The sequence below is a fragment of the Endozoicomonas numazuensis genome, assembly GCF_000722635.1.
GTDB classification, from domain to species: Bacteria; Pseudomonadota; Gammaproteobacteria; order Pseudomonadales; family Endozoicomonadaceae; genus Endozoicomonas_A; species Endozoicomonas_A numazuensis.
On sequence record NZ_JOKH01000008.1, the window covers coordinates 1 to 15,773 of the forward strand.

19 protein-coding genes, 1 tRNA gene and 1 pseudogene are annotated in these 15,773 nt (G+C 48.2%); 8 read left to right on the plus strand and 13 right to left on the minus strand.

What is annotated here, in order from left to right:
• The 3 genes and pseudogenes from GZ78_RS29885 to GZ78_RS23075 form a co-directional block, all read right to left on the minus strand.
• A partial coding sequence (locus tag GZ78_RS29885) for a hypothetical protein (protein ID WP_034841625.1) occupies nt 1-228 on the minus strand: 228 nt, incomplete at its 3' end.
• Between the two features lie 5 nt (nt 229-233).
• Nucleotides 234-761, minus strand: a pseudogene (locus GZ78_RS28535) (IS607 family transposase); the annotation flags it as partial.
• Between the two features lie 22 nt (nt 762-783).
• Nucleotides 784-1,218 (minus strand): Rossmann-fold NAD(P)-binding domain-containing protein, encoded by a 435-nt coding sequence (locus GZ78_RS23075; protein WP_051786481.1) that lies wholly within the window; start codon nt 1,216-1,218, stop codon nt 784-786.
• Nucleotides 1,219-1,284: 66 nt separating this feature from the next.
• Here GZ78_RS23075 and GZ78_RS23080 point away from each other — a divergent pair, with 66 nt between their 5' ends.
• The 3 genes from GZ78_RS23080 (at nt 1,285) to acs (ending at nt 4,503) form a co-directional block, all read left to right on the plus strand.
• Nucleotides 1,285-1,662 carry a CidA/LrgA family protein gene (locus GZ78_RS23080; RefSeq protein ID WP_152558909.1) on the plus strand — a complete coding sequence of 126 codons (378 nt, stop codon included), beginning with the start codon at nt 1,285-1,287 and terminating at the stop codon, nt 1,660-1,662.
• Nucleotides 1,659-2,381, plus strand: coding sequence for an LrgB family protein (locus GZ78_RS23085; RefSeq protein WP_034841629.1), 723 nt, complete (start codon nt 1,659-1,661; stop codon nt 2,379-2,381). The genes GZ78_RS23080 and GZ78_RS23085 overlap by 4 nt, the downstream gene beginning before the upstream one ends.
• 196 nt (nt 2,382-2,577) lie before the next feature.
• Nucleotides 2,578-4,503 carry an acetate--CoA ligase gene (gene acs / locus GZ78_RS23090; protein ID WP_034841632.1) on the plus strand — a complete coding sequence of 642 codons (1,926 nt, stop codon included), beginning with the start codon at nt 2,578-2,580 and terminating at the stop codon, nt 4,501-4,503.
• Between the two features lie 151 nt (nt 4,504-4,654).
• Here the strand turns inward: acs and GZ78_RS23095 are convergent, their stop codons facing one another.
• From GZ78_RS23095 to GZ78_RS23115, 5 genes are all read right to left on the minus strand, one after another.
• Nucleotides 4,655-5,101: a YaiI/YqxD family protein gene (locus GZ78_RS23095; protein WP_034841634.1), complete on the minus strand. Its 447-nt coding sequence runs from the start codon at nt 5,099-5,101 to the stop codon at nt 4,655-4,657.
• A gap of 20 nt (nt 5,102-5,121) precedes the next feature.
• Nucleotides 5,122-6,498 carry a sodium-dependent transporter gene (locus GZ78_RS23100; RefSeq protein ID WP_051786482.1) on the minus strand — a complete coding sequence of 459 codons (1,377 nt, stop codon included), beginning with the start codon at nt 6,496-6,498 and terminating at the stop codon, nt 5,122-5,124.
• 599 nt (nt 6,499-7,097) lie between these two features.
• The gene (gene yciH, locus GZ78_RS23105) at nt 7,098-7,412 is read right to left on the minus strand and encodes a stress response translation initiation inhibitor YciH (RefSeq protein WP_034841637.1); all 315 of its coding nucleotides are present in this window, start codon (nt 7,410-7,412) and stop codon (nt 7,098-7,100) included.
• Between the two features lie 8 nt (nt 7,413-7,420).
• The gene (locus GZ78_RS23110; protein WP_034842068.1) at nt 7,421-8,011 is read right to left on the minus strand and encodes an HD domain-containing protein; all 591 of its coding nucleotides are present in this window, start codon (nt 8,009-8,011) and stop codon (nt 7,421-7,423) included.
• 64 nt (nt 8,012-8,075) lie between these two features.
• Nucleotides 8,076-9,128 (minus strand): DUF2333 family protein, encoded by a 1,053-nt coding sequence (locus GZ78_RS23115; RefSeq protein WP_034841639.1) that lies wholly within the window; start codon nt 9,126-9,128, stop codon nt 8,076-8,078.
• 183 nt (nt 9,129-9,311) lie between these two features.
• Between GZ78_RS23115 and GZ78_RS23120 the strand changes: the two genes are divergently transcribed.
• Nucleotides 9,312-9,650: a hypothetical protein gene (locus GZ78_RS23120; protein ID WP_034841642.1), complete on the plus strand. Its 339-nt coding sequence runs from the start codon at nt 9,312-9,314 to the stop codon at nt 9,648-9,650.
• A 428-nt stretch (nt 9,651-10,078) separates the two neighbouring features.
• Here GZ78_RS23120 and GZ78_RS23125 read toward each other — a convergent pair whose 3' ends face one another.
• The gene (locus GZ78_RS23125) at nt 10,079-12,028 is read right to left on the minus strand and encodes a bifunctional diguanylate cyclase/phosphodiesterase (RefSeq protein WP_034841645.1); all 1,950 of its coding nucleotides are present in this window, start codon (nt 12,026-12,028) and stop codon (nt 10,079-10,081) included.
• Nucleotides 12,025-12,708, minus strand: coding sequence for a transglutaminase-like cysteine peptidase (locus GZ78_RS23130; protein ID WP_034841648.1), 684 nt, complete (start codon nt 12,706-12,708; stop codon nt 12,025-12,027). The genes GZ78_RS23125 and GZ78_RS23130 overlap by 4 nt, the downstream gene beginning before the upstream one ends.
• Nucleotides 12,709-12,965: 257 nt before the next feature.
• Here GZ78_RS23130 and GZ78_RS23135 point away from each other — a divergent pair.
• The 4 genes from GZ78_RS23135 (at nt 12,966) to GZ78_RS30745 (ending at nt 14,391) form a co-directional block, all read left to right on the plus strand.
• A tRNA-Ile gene (locus GZ78_RS23135) sits at nt 12,966-13,042 on the plus strand.
• Nucleotides 13,043-13,760: 718 nt separating this feature from the next.
• Nucleotides 13,761-13,895: a hypothetical protein gene (locus GZ78_RS30740; RefSeq protein ID WP_269078789.1), complete on the plus strand. Its 135-nt coding sequence runs from the start codon at nt 13,761-13,763 to the stop codon at nt 13,893-13,895.
• A gap of 86 nt (nt 13,896-13,981) precedes the next feature.
• Nucleotides 13,982-14,233, plus strand: coding sequence for a hypothetical protein (locus tag GZ78_RS23140; protein WP_034841650.1), 252 nt, complete (start codon nt 13,982-13,984; stop codon nt 14,231-14,233).
• Between the two features lie 26 nt (nt 14,234-14,259).
• Entirely contained in the window at nt 14,260-14,391 is a 132-nt protein-coding gene (locus GZ78_RS30745; RefSeq protein ID WP_269078790.1) for a hypothetical protein, read from the plus strand.
• A 129-nt stretch (nt 14,392-14,520) separates the two neighbouring features.
• On the opposite strand, the gene GZ78_RS23145 is transcribed toward GZ78_RS30745, so the two are convergent.
• From GZ78_RS23145 to GZ78_RS23155, 3 genes are all read right to left on the minus strand, one after another.
• Entirely contained in the window at nt 14,521-14,886 is a 366-nt protein-coding gene (locus GZ78_RS23145) for a helix-turn-helix domain-containing protein (RefSeq protein WP_034841652.1), read from the minus strand.
• 32 nt (nt 14,887-14,918) lie between these two features.
• A complete protein-coding gene (locus GZ78_RS23150; RefSeq protein ID WP_201772782.1) occupies nt 14,919-15,149 on the minus strand; it encodes a type II toxin-antitoxin system RelE family toxin in 231 nt (76 codons plus the stop codon).
• Nucleotides 15,150-15,352: 203 nt separating this feature from the next.
• Entirely contained in the window at nt 15,353-15,721 is a 369-nt protein-coding gene (locus tag GZ78_RS23155; protein ID WP_152558911.1) for a hypothetical protein, read from the minus strand.
• Nucleotides 15,722-15,773 lie beyond the last annotated feature (52 nt).

The following is a 15,773-nucleotide window of genomic DNA, read 5'->3' on the forward strand; positions in this document are numbered from 1 at the left end:
CTTCGTCATGCCACGTACATTCAGGTCTTCAATAGCGATAACGCTGAAGTTTGCCGTCAGATAATCACTGACCTCATGCAGAATGGCCAGACGTTTCAGGGAGTGCTTTAACTTCTGGTTAGCAGCAAAGGTTTTGCCATTCGAACAAATAGCCAAATCTTTGATGCCAAAATCAACGCCGACGGATTCTGAGCTTTGTGCTTTAGGGTCGTAGTCTTGGGTCTCCACAAGTATCTGCTTCGGCTACCGTAGAGCCTCGCACTAAACACGGTAATGATTTCCAGCACATCATTAGCCTGCTCCTCTTCAAACGATGGCTGGTCGCCCTTGTGGATGATGATAATTTCAATGCCCTGTATGTCACAGAGCGAAAAGACCCACTCGGCACCGAACCGAAGCAGTCTGTCCTTGTGGGATGGTTCAGACCTTTCTTCCGGTAGTTCATGCCGGAGCCAAGATCACGGATCACTTGCGTTCGCCAGCCCTTGGCAGAGCAATAAGCCTCCAGTAGTTCTTGCTGTCTATCCAGATCGGCTTTTTGATCGTGGCTGGATACACGGCAGTAGCAAAGTGTAGGTGCAGCTTCGTTGCTGAATCCCATGAGTTCAGCCACGTCATAATAACGTGTACCGCCTTTGGTCTTTCTGGCTGGGAGCAACTCACCCGTGCTCTCCCACTTTCTCAATCCACTTTCTCAATGTTGAGTGGTCAGTACCCAGCAAGCGAGCGGCTTCACCAATCTTAACTAATCTCTTATCCATAATGATAGATTGTGGTAGATAATCATAGATTAATCGATGCTGTTTCGAACCCTTCGAGGGAAAAGTTTGCATCTCTGGTTCTTTGGTAGGCTTTGTGGATTCTCCGGTTCAAGGTCATGATGAGAGCGATGGCATGCTCTGCCACAGCTTCAGGAGAGTAAGCCGGAACTCTCGCAACGGTCATTCCCAAATCGGCTGCTGCTTCTAAGTCAACATTGTTAAATCCCGCACAGCGCATGAGTAGAAGTCTGATATTATGCCCAGCCAGTACGTCCAGAACGGGCCGACTGAGATCGTCGTTAACAAAAGCGCAGACTGCATCACCGTCTCTGGCCAGGTGAGCGGTTTTTTCATCCAGGTGAATATCAAAATATTCCAGTTCAAAGCCAAAGCCGGCATGACACTGGTGCAAATATTCACGATCGTATTTTTTGGCATTAAAGATGCGGATTTTCATGGTCGGTCCAGTTTCCTTTCTTTGGCGGCTGCCATGAGCCTCTTCGAATCATAGCGGAGTTTTTTAGTGAAGATAGCCTTTGTATGCCGACGTATGGCAGCCTGGCTAAGCAGTGTCATTATTCTGATGGCCTGTCTGTGGACAGGTGATCTGGTCAGCGTCTGGATTGGCCATGCCCTTCCGGGCAGCATTATCGGAATGCTTCTTCTGGCTACCCTGCTGGGCAGTGGTCTGATTCGATTATCCTGGGTTGAAGTCGGCGCCGGTTTTCTGGTGCGCTGGATGTCCCTGTTGTTTGTTCCTATCGGAGTCGGTGTCGTCGATCAGCTGGACTTGCTGGCTAACAGCCTTGGCGCTTTGTTGCTGACCAGTATACTGGGAACAGTCATCATCATGGCCATTGCAGGGTGGTTATTTCAATGGCTGGAGCGAACCCAGCGATGATGTCATTTCCAATGTATTCAATCTCACCCATGAAAGGCTTGCTTTACTGCTCTCTGACAGTGGCCGTCTATCTGATTGCCTGGAAACTTCAGAATCGTTTCAAGCATTCTCTGCTCAACCCGGTACTGATCAGTATTCTGGTACTTGCGGGTATTCTTCTTGCTGGCAACATTCCCTACTCAGACTACCAACAGGGAGGTGACTGGTTAAGTAACCTGCTGGGACTGGCTGTAGTCTCGCTGGGCGTTCCTCTTTATCAACAGATGCGAGAGATACATCGGGAGCTGCCCGGTGTCATTCTGGTGGTGTTTGTCTCCAGCCTGTTTGCCCTTGTCAGTACAGTAGTTCTGGCGGTAATGGCCGGTGCTGATGGGCAGGTGGCTATTTCCCTGGCACCCAAATCGGTCACAACTCCGATTGCGGTAATGATTGTGGATAACCTGAATGGTGTCCCATCTCTTGCCGCTATTGCGGTGATCCTGACCGGTCTTATGGGGGCTATTTTTGGCTTGCCGTTACTTTCTTTGCTGAAAATCACGGACCCCAAAGCCAGAGGCATCGCGATGGGAACAGCCTGCCATGCATTGGGTACAGCCAGAATTGTCCAAAACTCATTACAGGAAGGTGCCTACAGTGCTCTGGCACTGGTGCTTTCTGCCAGTATCAGTGCTCTGTTGGCTCCATGGCTAGTACCATGGGTACTAAGCTGGATCAGTTAAGGATTTGTCTCGAAACACACTCCCAATTGAAACTTGGATTTCGTTCGCCCTGAGCCTGTCGAAGCGCATGATCAGCATCCTAGTACAAGCAAATGAATTCACTTTTTCTATACGAAGAATTTTGAATTAACCTCTCAGCAACACACTGGCTTCTATACTGGATTAACTTTTAAAAAGATGAGGCAGGTGAGATGCCATGACCCAGACAACAAACTATCCGGTTCCCGAGTCTTTTAAAGACTCATGGATGAGCGAAGAAAAATATCAGGAGCTGTATCGCTACTCTCTGGAGAATCCGGAAGCGTTCTGGGGTAGTAAGGCTGAACGTTATCTGGACTGGTACCGCCCCTGGGATTCTGTTTATGAAGGCGACTTCAAAAAGTGTGAAGTAAGCTGGTTTAAAGGTGGCAAACTGAACGCCAGCTTCAACTGCATAGACAGGCATCTGGAGAACAGAGCGGATCAGGTAGCCATCATTTGGGAAGGTGACACACCGGACCTGCAACGCAAGATTACTTATCAGGAAATTCATGATGAGGTCTGTAAGCTGGCCAATGGTTTGAAGGCCCAAGGGGTTAACAAAGGCGACAGAGTTTGCATTTACATGCCCATGGTGCCTGAAGCCGTTTATGCCATGCTCGCCTGCGCTCGCATTGGAGCAGTTCATTCTGTGGTATTCGGAGGCTTCTCTCCTCACTCACTTCGTGACCGTATTCTCGACTGCGGCTGTCGTGCTGTTATCACCGCTGACGAAGGCGTTCGCGGAGGAAAACATATTCCTCTCAAGCAGAATACAGATGAAGCCCTGAAAGAGTGCCCTGATGTCACCACCGTAGTGGTGTACGAAAGAACCGGAGCCGAGATTGAATGGCGGGAAGGACGCGACATTTCCTATAAGGCACTGACAACAAGCCAGTCCAGCATCTGTGAACCTGAGGTCATGGAATCTGAAGACCCACTGTTCATTCTCTACACCTCTGGGTCAACCGGAAAACCTAAAGGAGTTCTGCACAGCACAGCGGGGTATCTGCTCTACACCACCGTCACGTTCCATTACGTTTTTGATTACCACGAAGGTGATATTTACTGGTGTGGCGCCGACGTTGGCTGGATTACAGGACACTCCTATATCGTTTATGGCCCATTATCTAATGGCGCAACCATGGTCATGCACGAAGGTGTCCCCTTCTGGCCTGATGCCGCGAGAATTTGGGAAATCGTGGATCGTCACCAGGTTAATATTCTCTACACAGCGCCCACTGCAATTCGCGCTTTAATGGCCAAGGGTGATGAGTACGTTAAACGGACTTCACGTGCGAGTCTGAAAATTTTGGGAACAGTCGGCGAGCCCATAAACCCGGAAGCCTGGCAATGGTATTACCGGAGTGTGGGTGAAGAACGCTGTCCGATTATCGATTCCTGGTGGCAAACGGAAACGGGCGGCATGATGATTACACCACTGCCGGGAGCTACCGCTTTAAAACCCGGCTTTGCTACTCTGCCTTTTCTCGGTATTCGTCCTGCCATTCTGGATCATGATGGCAATGAGATTGTCGGCCCAGGTCAGGGCAGCCTGGTGATCACCGGCTCCTGGCCAAGCCAGATCCGAACGGTTTACGGCAATCACCAGCGGATTGTCGACACTTACTTCAGTCAGCACCCCGGCTATTACTTTACAGGTGATGGTGCTCGCAGAGATGAAAATGGCTATTACCAAATCACAGGTAGAATGGATGACGTGATTAATGTAGCGGGGCATCGTCTGGGGACTGCTGAAATAGAAAGTGCTCTGGTATTACACGAAGCCATTGCCGAAGCGGCTGTCGTGGGAGTGCCTCACCGAGTGAAAGGCGAAAGTGTTTACGCCTTTATAACCCCTATGGATGGAGTTGAAATCACCGATGACCTGAAACAGGAACTTTCAAATCTGGTAGCCAGTGAGATCGGATCATTTGCTCGTCCGGAAATACTCCACCCATGCCCTGCTCTGCCCAAGACACGCTCTGGAAAAATCATGAGACGCATCTTGCGTAAGCTGGCTCAGGGAGAAAGAGATAATCTGGGTGACCTGAGCACGCTGGCTGATCCAACGGTAATTAAACATCTGCTGGATCAGGCTTAGGAGTGGTCCCAAAATAATTTCTTTATTCAAATCTGCTCAAAATCCGTTCGGGCTGAGCTTGTCGAAGCCCAATGCTATAACCCTTCGACAAGCTCAGCCCGAACGGAGTGAGGTCAAAGAAGGGCGTTATTTCCGGATTATGCCTTAAGCTTCAGCGTTTGCTGGCCAGCCACTTATCCAGCTGGTTAGCAAACTGCTGACGATCACTCTGACTCAATGCCGGAGGACCTCCAGACTCAATTCCACTAGACCGCAAGGTATCCAGAAAATCCCGCATATTAAGACGGGCCTTGATATTATCTTCCGTAAAAAGCTCCCCGCGTGTACTAAGAGCTATGCACCCTTTCTCAATCACTTCTGCTGCCAAGGGAATATCATTGGTAATTACCAGCTCCCCGGCTTCCGCTCTTTTTACAATTTCATCGTCTGCTACATCAAAGCCAGAAGCCACCTGTATGGATTTTATAAAGCGAGATCCGGGAACCCTGATGGGCTGATTCGCCACCAGGGTCAGAGGAGTTTCAGTTCTGTCGGCGGCTCTGAAAAGAATTTCCTTGATCACCACCGGGCAGGCGTCGGCATCAACCCAAATTTTCATTCCGTGAGAAAGCTCTCAAATCAAAAAGTAAAAAAGATCAGGACCATCACCATGAACGGGCAGACAAAACGGATGTACCAGGGCCAGATCTTCCAGAAGAGACTGTGCTCAATATCCGGACACCCTTTCTGCAGTTCTTTCAGCTTTTGGTCTCTGGACCATATCCAGGCGGCGTAAATACACACGACCAGACTCAACAGAGGCATAGCATAACGGGTCGTCAGGTTGACCACAAAGTCAAAGAGTACCTCAAACCAGATCATGACACAGATGCTGACCCCGAAAGTAATCAGGGAGATCAGCCAGGAGCTGGCAGTCCTGTGAGCAATGTGTCGTCTCTGAAAAACCGCTACCGGTACTTCCAGAATGGAGACCGCTGAGGTCAGAGCGGTGATGGTCAATAAGAGAAAAAATCCCAGAGAAAACACAATGCCCAGCGGGCCAAACTGAAGAAAGAGCTGAGGCAGTACATCAAATACCAGCTTGTCTGCACTTTTCAGTGCGCCTTCCGCCGTGTAGATATCAATACCATGGTTCAAAGCGACAAACATACCAGGAATGATCAACAGCCCCGCCATGACGGCCACCAGCGTATCCGTGACTGCAACACTGGCAGCCATCACAGGTATATTGCTGTCTCGGGTCAGATAAGCACCATAAACGACCATGATACCCACCCCCAAAGACATGGAGAAGAACGACTGGCCAAGTGCGCTGATCAAAAGATCCTTACTGAGGATCTTGGAGAAATCAGGCAGAACAAAATACTTGAGACCTTCCAGCGCACCATCCTGAGTCATGGTAAAACCAATCAGCAATAGAATCAGTACGACCAACATGGGCATCAGGCGACTGCACCATTTTTCGATACCGTCAGCCACACCACCAGACACTATCGCTGCTACCATTGCCATAAATGCACCTGCAGCAATCATTGTGGGAAGGGGTTTAAATGAAGTTAATGAAGAAGCCAGACTGTCCATTCCCATAGACATCGCGATGGGAGCCAGCCCGAAACAGATAATCCAACCAGAAATGATGGCATAGAAGCTATAAATCAGCAGAACCGTAATCGTCGAAGTCCAACCGGTCAGTTTACCTAAAAATCTGAAAACTGATTTATCACTGACACTTTCAAGCGTAGTCACCGGATCAGAACGACCGTATCGGCCAATCACCAGCTCAGCCACCAGCATGGGCCAGGCAAGTAGAAAGGAGAAACAAAGGTAGATAAGAACAAAAGCTGCACCACCATTATCGGCGGTCTGGGTAGGGAAACCCCAGATATTTCCTATACCAACAGCAGAACCGACAGCGGCAAGATAGAAGCCCAGTCGGGAAGTAAATTGGGGAACATTTTCTAATGGTCTGTCATACACGGTGTTTTCTTGGCTCATTCACATTTACCTTTTTATACCGTGAAAAACATTTTGCTGCGTATTTTCATTTTTAAAGCTGACGCAAAATATTTTCCTTCGCTCATAGCAGTTTATAGTGTGAGAGGTTTCATCAGCCCGCGATGAAACCTTTCTTTAGACAAACGTCCTTACAGTTTGCTTCCCCCAGAGTGCCATAAGCAACCAGCACCTAAGTACCACAAGCGTTACCGAACGGTCGCACTCATAAATTACAGACAGCACTTTTCCAGTTTATACAAAATAAACAGATTGCGATGATTAATTTTTGAACAGAAGAAAAAAGAAGAACATCAAAAGATAAAAAGAGCGTTTTACTCTAAGTGTTTGTCTCAAAATAAATTCCCTATTAGAGCATGGGCTCCGTTCACCCTGAGCCTGTCGAAGGGTGGTGGCTCTGGGCTTCGACAGGCTAAGCCCGAACGGGTGTGTTCAAATAAGGAAGTTATTTCCGGTGTTCCTAAAGCACTATTGCTTCGTCAGGACGACGCGCATTAATTCTTTTGCCAAGAGCGATTTAATTCAGACAATATTCAACTGCCGGATACCAGAACAGTATCCGGCGAAACTCTCTCAGGAGATCAGCCCCCTGAACGCTTGGCATCGTATCCGGCTTTTTTGAGCACATCGACCATGATATCTACATGATCTCCCTGCAGTTCAATGTTGCCATCCTTTACAGCACCACCTCCACCGCAGCGTTTTTTCAGTGACTTGGCATAAGCCTTCAGGTCGTTACCTGCCAGTGGCAAGCCACTGATTACTGTCACAACTTTGCCACCACGGCCTTTCTTTTCCGGCCGGACACGCACATTGCCATCACCCACTTCGGCTTCTGTGGTTTTCTCTTCCTTGATACGACCCATATCGGTCGAATAAACAAGCTTGCTGCTCATTTCATACCTCAATCTCTTTTCAGCCAGCCTTTATCCGTGGCTTGATCAATCTCATTCAAAGCATAGTCCCAAAGCCTGGGTACTAACCCTTTGAGATATTCATTACGTTTGATGACCTGAGAGCGCGAAACATCATGTTCAACCCAACTACCGCCTTCGTTCCGGCAGTTTTGCAACAAGGGCAACATTCGATCCATGGCTTTGGCAAATCGGCCATCGGCCGTTTCGGCATCTTCAAATTCCTGCCAGAGCGTGCGATAGCTTTTTGCCTGCGCTTCTGGCAACAGTCCAAAAATACGATCTGCTGCTTCAGCCTCTATATCTACCGTACTTTCCTGACCAGCCGTATCAAAGGCAAAGGTGTCGCCAGCGTCAATTTCTACAATGTCGTGAATCAACAACATTGTCACTACCCGATCCAGATTTACGGGTTCATCCGCATAAACAGACAGCACCTGAGCCATCAGGGCAATATGCCAGCTGTGCTCGGCACTGTTTTCAAAGCGGTTGTCATCACACTTTATTCGACACCGACGCTGGATCGCCTTCAGACGATCCAGTTCCATAATAAAGTCGATCTGTTGATTTAAATTTTCCATATCACCCAGCACAAACAATAACGGCCTTCAAAAGGAAGGCCGTTTATAAACAAGATATTCGATCTTACCCCTGCTCCAGCAGTCGGCGTAGATCAATGATTGCAGCATTGGCGCGAGAAATATAATTAGCCATAACCAATGAGTGGTTAGCCAGTATGCCAAATCCGTCGCCATTAAGTATGAATGGACTCCAAACCGTTTCCTGAGTAGCTTCCAGCTCACGAATAATCTGCTTCAGACTGATGGTCGCATTCTTTTTGTCCAGTACATCAGCGAAATCCACTTCTATTGCTTTCATCAGATGAATCAGAGCCCAGGATGTACCACGAGCTTCATAGAAAACATCATCGATCTTGGTCCAGGGTGTTTTCACCTCCACCAGCGCTTCAGCTTCGGTGGATTGGGAAGCCTCTGCGTCACCCGCCAGATCGGTATTGATACGGGGCTTGCCCACACTGGCACTTAACCTCTGGGATAAGCTGCCCAGACGGGTTTCTACATCGGTCAGCCAGCGGGTCAGGTTATCGGCACGGGCATAAAACTGGGCGCGGTCCTGTTTATCAGGCAGGCGACGCATATAGTTACCGAGTTTGTCGATACCACGCTGATACTCTTTTTCACTGGATGGTAAAATCCAGCTCTTGGAGTCAAAGTTAAACTGGGGCTCGGCAATAGCCAGATCACGATCTTCCTGAGACTGGGACTGTGAACGGCTTAGATCTTTACGCAGAGAGCGCGCCATATCACGCACCTGAATCAATACTCCCAGCTCCCAGCTGGGCATATTGTCCATGAATACACCGGGAGGCCCAATATCATTACGGGTATAACCACCAGGCTTATTTAGCAAGGTCTCTGCAATACGATAAAGAGTAGCTGTTGTCGTATAACCAACCACCACCTCCTGACCATTAGCCTGTGCTATCTGATCGGCACTGGCTTTCACAGAGAAGGTTTCCGGCTCGCTGCTCCAGTACATGCCCAGAGCAGTCAGCCCAATCACGACGACACCGGCAGCAACTGCTATACCTTTGCCTCTGAGCTTACTGCCCCTAAGGGTATTCGCGACACCTTCAATTACTGACGACACGCGCTCTTTTATCATTTCCAGAGCCATAGATTCCTCATTGCCCCAATCTGAGTCAGGATCATTATCCTCTATTCAGGGTGGGTATTAAAGCCACATAGCCTGCGCTCTATACACTATAAGCCGGAAATCAAGCCATTCTCTTCAATTTACCGGTCAGCAGTGTAGTGTTAGCATGACATCACCCTTTGTAATCAGAATAAAGATATAGATGTGGGTGTTGCAAAATATTGCGCCATTGATGCGTTTGTGCCAAATGCATATACGTTGAAGGCTTTAAAAAAGATCGAAAAAAAAGCGTTACTCTCAAAGCAACTTATGCATATTGCTACTACCCCACTGATTCAACTTTTTGCCAGTCCGGGCACACGCGAAAAAACAATTTATGATATTGCTGCTTACGATTGGGAAGGCTTTTCTGCACAGCTGAAATCAATTGCCTACATTCATCGAGAACTTATTGGTGATATTGCACAATATGAACTTCTGATGAACCCTCACAAGGGAGATGATAAAAAGTTTTGGGAGTGTGTATCTAATGTCACTCGTTAAAACACTTTTATTTTCGTTATCAACCATACTTTCCTTGCAAACTTTCGCTGGTTCCACAGAATGTAACTCTGGATCCCTTAAACTACCTGATGATCACTGGCTGCTTCAGGAAAGTACTGAAACTCAAAAAAAAGTACTGCTTTTTTAGCTCGCCATAACGCATATTACTGCGAGAAGCCAAATTACTCAGCTGACCTGATCAATGAAGTAGAAAAGGCTGCTCATACTGGAAATCGAGAACAATTAAATAGTGTCATCGATAGTCTAATAGAACTGATACCAGACACAAAAGAAAAACTGAAGCTTTCAAACCAGCTTGGCGAAGGAAAGCTTGAGGCGCTGATCAAGAGAAATACTGAGTCTTTCGACGCAATAACAACAGCAAAAGAATGGGGACTGATAGAGTCTCCAGACAAATAATTCCTCTCTTACAACCGCTCAGGGTGGCCCAGGTAGAACCCCTGACCACCCTGAACACCCAGATCTTTCAGCTGTAACCAGTCTTTCTCATCTTCTACATCTTGTGCCAGAAGCTGGATATCCCGACTGCTGGCCAGCATGGCCAATGTGCGAATATAGAAACGGTTCCCCTTATTTTCAGCAATGCCCCGTACAAAACTGCCGTCAACCTTGATGTAATCAAGGTTCAACAAATGGAGACAGGATAAGGTACGGCTGGCAATACCAAAATGATCAACCGAAAAACGACACCCGGTAGCCATCAGCTCGTTGATAATGCCAGACAACCTGTCTCCGGCCAATAACAATGTGCGCTCAGGAATTTCCAGAACCAGCCTGCTGCATAAATCCGGTACTGCCCTGAGCGTTGACAGAAACCAGTCATAAAACTCTTTATTGAGCAGCGAGCGGGGGGACAGGTTCAGACAGTATCGTTCGTCCAAATGCTTAGTCCGCATTTTCACCAGTAAGACTTCCACCACTACCTTGTCAAAATCAGCATACAGATCAAAGCGTTCCACCATGGGTAAAAAAGCTTCAGCCGAAGCGAGTTCACCCAGTAGTCTCAAGCGAGTAAAGACTTCACGGAACAGCAGGTTCCCTTTAAAATCCAATACAGGCTGAGCAAACAACTCAACTTCCTGAGCTTTTAATACCTGCCTGAGTGATTCCTGCCAGTGGCCTTCACTCCACTGGCTGTATGGCTGGCCATCCTGAACGTCGACTTCCCGCACCTGCCAGTTATTGCCACCATTATGCTGCACACTTCTTAGTAACTGGTCCGCTTGATGCAACAGTTCTTCCTGATCAATTCGTCCAAGATGAGTCACCATCGCAAGATGCAGACTCTTTTCCCCTTCATCACTGGAAAAAAATGGCAGAGAAACAATGGAACGAAAACAGACTTCGGCGACCTGTCTTGCCTGTTCAAGATCACAAGCAGGAACAAACACTGAAAACTCAGAACCGTTGCGCCGTCCAGCAAACGATTCCTGCCAGCGCTGAATGGGTTTACAAAGATTACGAGCCATATCCACCAAAAGCCGGTCGGCCTGGGTTCTTCCATATTGACGGTTATAGTCATCCAGCCCACTGATCTGAAGCAGCAGCAAACTGCCACCCGACTCACCTCGCTCCTTGCTGACCAGCTCACTGGATAGCCTGTCATCAAAAGCTCGACGGTTAAGAATTCCGGTCAGAGGATCTTTCACCGACTGTCTGCGTAACTCTTCAGTCAGAATCACTTTTTCATTAAACAGCACTTCCAACTTGCTCACCATTCGATTCATGGCTTCCACCACCCTGCGCAAGTCCCGGCTTCTCGGCAGTCGAGTCTGAACATCGAAACGTTTCTGGCAGATAGCATCCGCCTGCTGTTCAAGGCGTTTCAAGGGGCGAAGGGTAATTCTGAGAAGAATATTCAAACCAATAATGGCCAACAGCAAACCACAACCGAACAGCCAGGTACTGTGCAGGGTTTTGTTCCATAAACTGCGATAGGCGTAGCCTGGATGGCTGGATACATAGAGCGTTCCGGCAAGATTCCAGCCACGATTCACTTCTGTAGAAACTTCTGGCGCGTTCAGAGCCACCAGTGAGACAAACCAGCTGGGAACATCGTCCAGAACCAGGTCATGTTCACTGTTCACCAGCACTTCACCTTCGGGATCGGTAAAGCGAATTATTCGGTAGTAACCCCGATCGAAAATGGCATCAATCATGGAATCGACCGTGGCAATGTTACCTGCTTCAGTCGCCGCAATAGAAAGGCCCAGTGAAGTGGCGGTGTCCTGGGCATGAGATTCCAGCTGTTGCTGCAGATAACTCCTGCTGTCGTTGATGCTCATCACCAGACTACCGCCGAACAACATGAACAGCAGTATGGTCAAATAGGCTGCAAGTTCCCTGAGTAATGTCATGGTTTTGCCCCTGCACCGGCATTGCCGGTCTCTCCCTGCTCCACTGACAACCGCAGGCGTTTTCGTAAATCCATCCACAAGCTGATTCTGTCAGCCTTCCCTATTCTTACCCCTTTACCTCTCTGTCTGGCAAGCCAGAGACCATCACCGTTAAAGTTATACACAGGTTGAAGATCTTTGCGGGCCCCGGCCTTGAGAATATCACCTTCAAGGTTATCCAGAATCAACGGCTCCGCATCCGGCTTGGCATAGTAACTGAGTACCATATGAGCCTGGTTTAGCTTGAGGGCTTTTACATAAGTGATCCGTAATTTCTCATCCGCCACTCCCAGCTCTCTCAAGGTAAAATACTTGGCGATAGAGAAGTCTTCACAATCCCCGCCACCACTGGCCAGGAACTCCACAGGTGTGGCCCAGTAATCCTCTTCTCCCCAATGACGCAGGTCACTGATAAAACGGAGCTGATTAAAAAACTGGTTCACTTTCTCCAGCTTTGCAGCTTCAGACAACCCTCTGCTTCCGTCGAGCAGATTTTGCCAGGCCTGCATACGCTTGCCGGCCTTATCACCATAATGTTTTCGAACGTTCTCCAACAACGCCTTACCCACATAAAAATCACCGGCAAAAGCAAAAACCAGACAGGAAGCCAGTAACCAGGGCGTAAAAAAGTGTTTAAACATGACATCCCGGTCAGAAACAGATGCATGGCTATTATTTCGGCCAAAAGCAGTAAGCACTGAGGCAGGCTCGATGTTTAAAGGCGTCTTGCTGACAATTCAGGCACCTTTAAAGAACCTTTTTTGATGAGAAAAAGCTTTATTAAAATCAGAGGGTTGGCGAGAGCCCCCTGATATGCTTATAATTCACCCCCACTAAGATTCCACGCCCAGAAAGGCTGGACCACTCTCTGTATCAAAGGGTGATAACTTGGTGATTGGGGCCTTTAGCTCAGTTGGTTAGAGCATCCGACTCATAATCGGCAGGTCCTGGGTTCGAGTCCCGGAAGGCCCACCATACAGAAGCCCGAAACGCCCGTATTTAAAGCGCTTCGGGCTTTTTCATTTCTGGGCATCACAACCCAATAAAGGGTGTTTATGTCACAAAAGTGTCACCAGCTTTTGAGCCATAACGCAAAGAAAAAAACCGAAGCAACGCACTTATATCAAAGCTCTCAGCGATTTTTAGCCATATTCTCTCTGTGCAAGCTTCTTGCACACCCCGGTAGTATCTGCGTTTATCCGGTATACCCCGCTGCGTAGAACTCGATTCCCATTGCACAAAAACACAAAAACGCGGCAGCAGTACCAGCACCTGACTGCAATTCAGAAACGAGAAATCAAGGTCAGCTTGCGTCACCTCAAGAAATTAAGATGCTGGCAAGCACTCGAAACCGCACTTAGCGAAGCACAGGGTTAAGGCAATGGACACACAAAAGCATATTCACCATGCCTTAGCGCTAGTGTCGTTTGGTATGACGGGCCTGTTTGGTTTTTCCCTAGGAGCCTGACCGAAAATAGCGTCCGAGCATAAAATTCAGTAGAACGAGTCAGCTTTTTCACTGAATTTGTGCGAATAGTTGACCTATTTAAGCAAATTCAGTGGAAAAGATGGCCGTTCTTTCTGGATTTCAGGCCGAAATTGTCTTAAGTCCGACAGGCTCCTAGCTACAGGGGTAACCGCGTTACTCTTTGCGGTATCGCTGGTACTGATTCAGGCAGGCGCGTTGTTGCTCATGCCTGACAGGTTGAAGCAGGCCAGACAGAAGGACTTAGGATTAGAGATATTGCTCTATGGCGGTGTGATTGTGGCGGCCTTGTTGCTGTCCATGACGGCCAGTGTCGCCACCTTGTCCGGCAGCTATGAATAATCGGCTTCGGCTATGACTGAAAGAACTTTTCTTCAGAAGTCTGTGGACGGCTATCTTGAAGCCGGGTATATCACCAAGGGCTTGAAGTGCGAAAACAGCTTGAAGCACTGCCCGAAATAGAAGTAACGCCACTGGCTTCAGCCGCTCAGCGAGTAGAAACCGTTACCGGGATAGAAGACACTTTACTGGTAACAGCCTTTATTACTCTGCTGGCGTTTCTGCTGGATTTGTCGGTGGTACTGCTCAACCGTCACAGTGTAACTCAGCCTCATTACTCTGTCATAGAAAACAGTCACCATCTCGATACAGCCAAAGAAGAACCGGTACCCCCGCCCTGACCCAGACCACGCCTGAAGTCCGGGCCGTGTTTGACGCACTCTACGACGGACTTATCAAGAAACCTTCTGTTCGTGAGATTCGCCAGCTATTACGCTGTTCACAGAACCACGCAGCACAGATAGCCCGTAACTGCCGACAGCTTGAGTTGTCCATCTGAATTCACTTCTTACTGTAACCTTAAGCACCCTGAAAAATGGGTGTTTGAATCTTCCTGATTCTGGCACTTTTGATAAGGTATGCACAAAAAAGCCCAGGCTAGCCGGGCTGTATATCGGACGGTTTGTTATCAGGTAATGTCATCAAGGTCGACTCTCAGAGCCTTGGCAATATTTTTTAATGTTTCTAAAGAGCCTTGTTTTGAACCACTTTCTATCTGGCTTAAGTAAGAAGGCTTGAGCCCAGCCTTTTCAGCCAGTTCCTTTTGTTTCATACCCCGATACTCACGCCAAACCCTGACAGGATTGTCTGTCAGAAGCTTGTCAACCACTTCAGAAGGTATTAACTCATCCTTACCACGGCTCAGGCTACTACGGACTTCTCTGTAGGCTTCAGAGTCTTCCTGGTCTTCCAGCTTTTCAAGCATCGCCTGATACTCTGAATAGGGCATGACCACAAAGGCCGGTTTTCCATCATGTTTTAGTATTTCAGCCATCTGTAAACCCTTGAGGGGGCAGCCCCCTCTATCTAATGCTTGTAAATTTTCCCTCTCGGACCCATGTTGATCACTTCAATGATGAGCTGATCGTGCTCAATGTCGTAGATAATGCGCCAATTCCCAACCCTCAATCTGTAACCCGGTTCACCTGTCAGCTTCTTAATATCACCTTCAGGCAGTTCATTGATAGCTTTCTGAACCCGGCTACGGTGTGGCTCTGGAATCTTCCGAAGAGCCTTAACCGCTCGCCTTGTGTACATCACCTTGAACATGGGTATAGAATAGCAGAAAGATTACTATAAGTTAGCAATAAGTTTACTTTTAGTGATTTTATTTTGGCGGTTTAGCTGGGTAATGAGCCTATAGCCCTTGGCAGATGGATTTTAACTCAGGTTGAGTTAAATTCAGGGCACTATCCAAAGCCGGATATCCGATTTCAAGGTAAAGTTTGTACTTTGCCCTGTCACCGAATCGCCGGGTACTGTTCTTTCAATCTTGCCCTGTCCTTCATCCAGCCCGTCAAGCCACCTTGCTCTGACCGCCTCTGTTTTCGTTTCTGCTCAAAGGCTTCAAATTCATCCACTTCTTCAGGCTCAGTCTCAGGCGTAACCCACTGCCGAACGATGGCCGTTAATTGCCTGAGCTGGCTGTGTTGCTGTGCTGTGAAGTCATCCTGGTCAGCCTGTAGCTGGTGCTTGAGCATGGCCAGCTGTGACAATGTGGTTTCATCAATGCTATCCAGTGGTGGCAATGGCTCAGCCAGCTTGCGATAGATGGCCTTCACCTCATCCGATAGCCATGACGGTATGGTGCGGCGCTGCTTGCTGATCATGACTGAATCCTTCCGGTTAGCATGTCTGCAAGGCTGATAAGTGCCGTGTAAC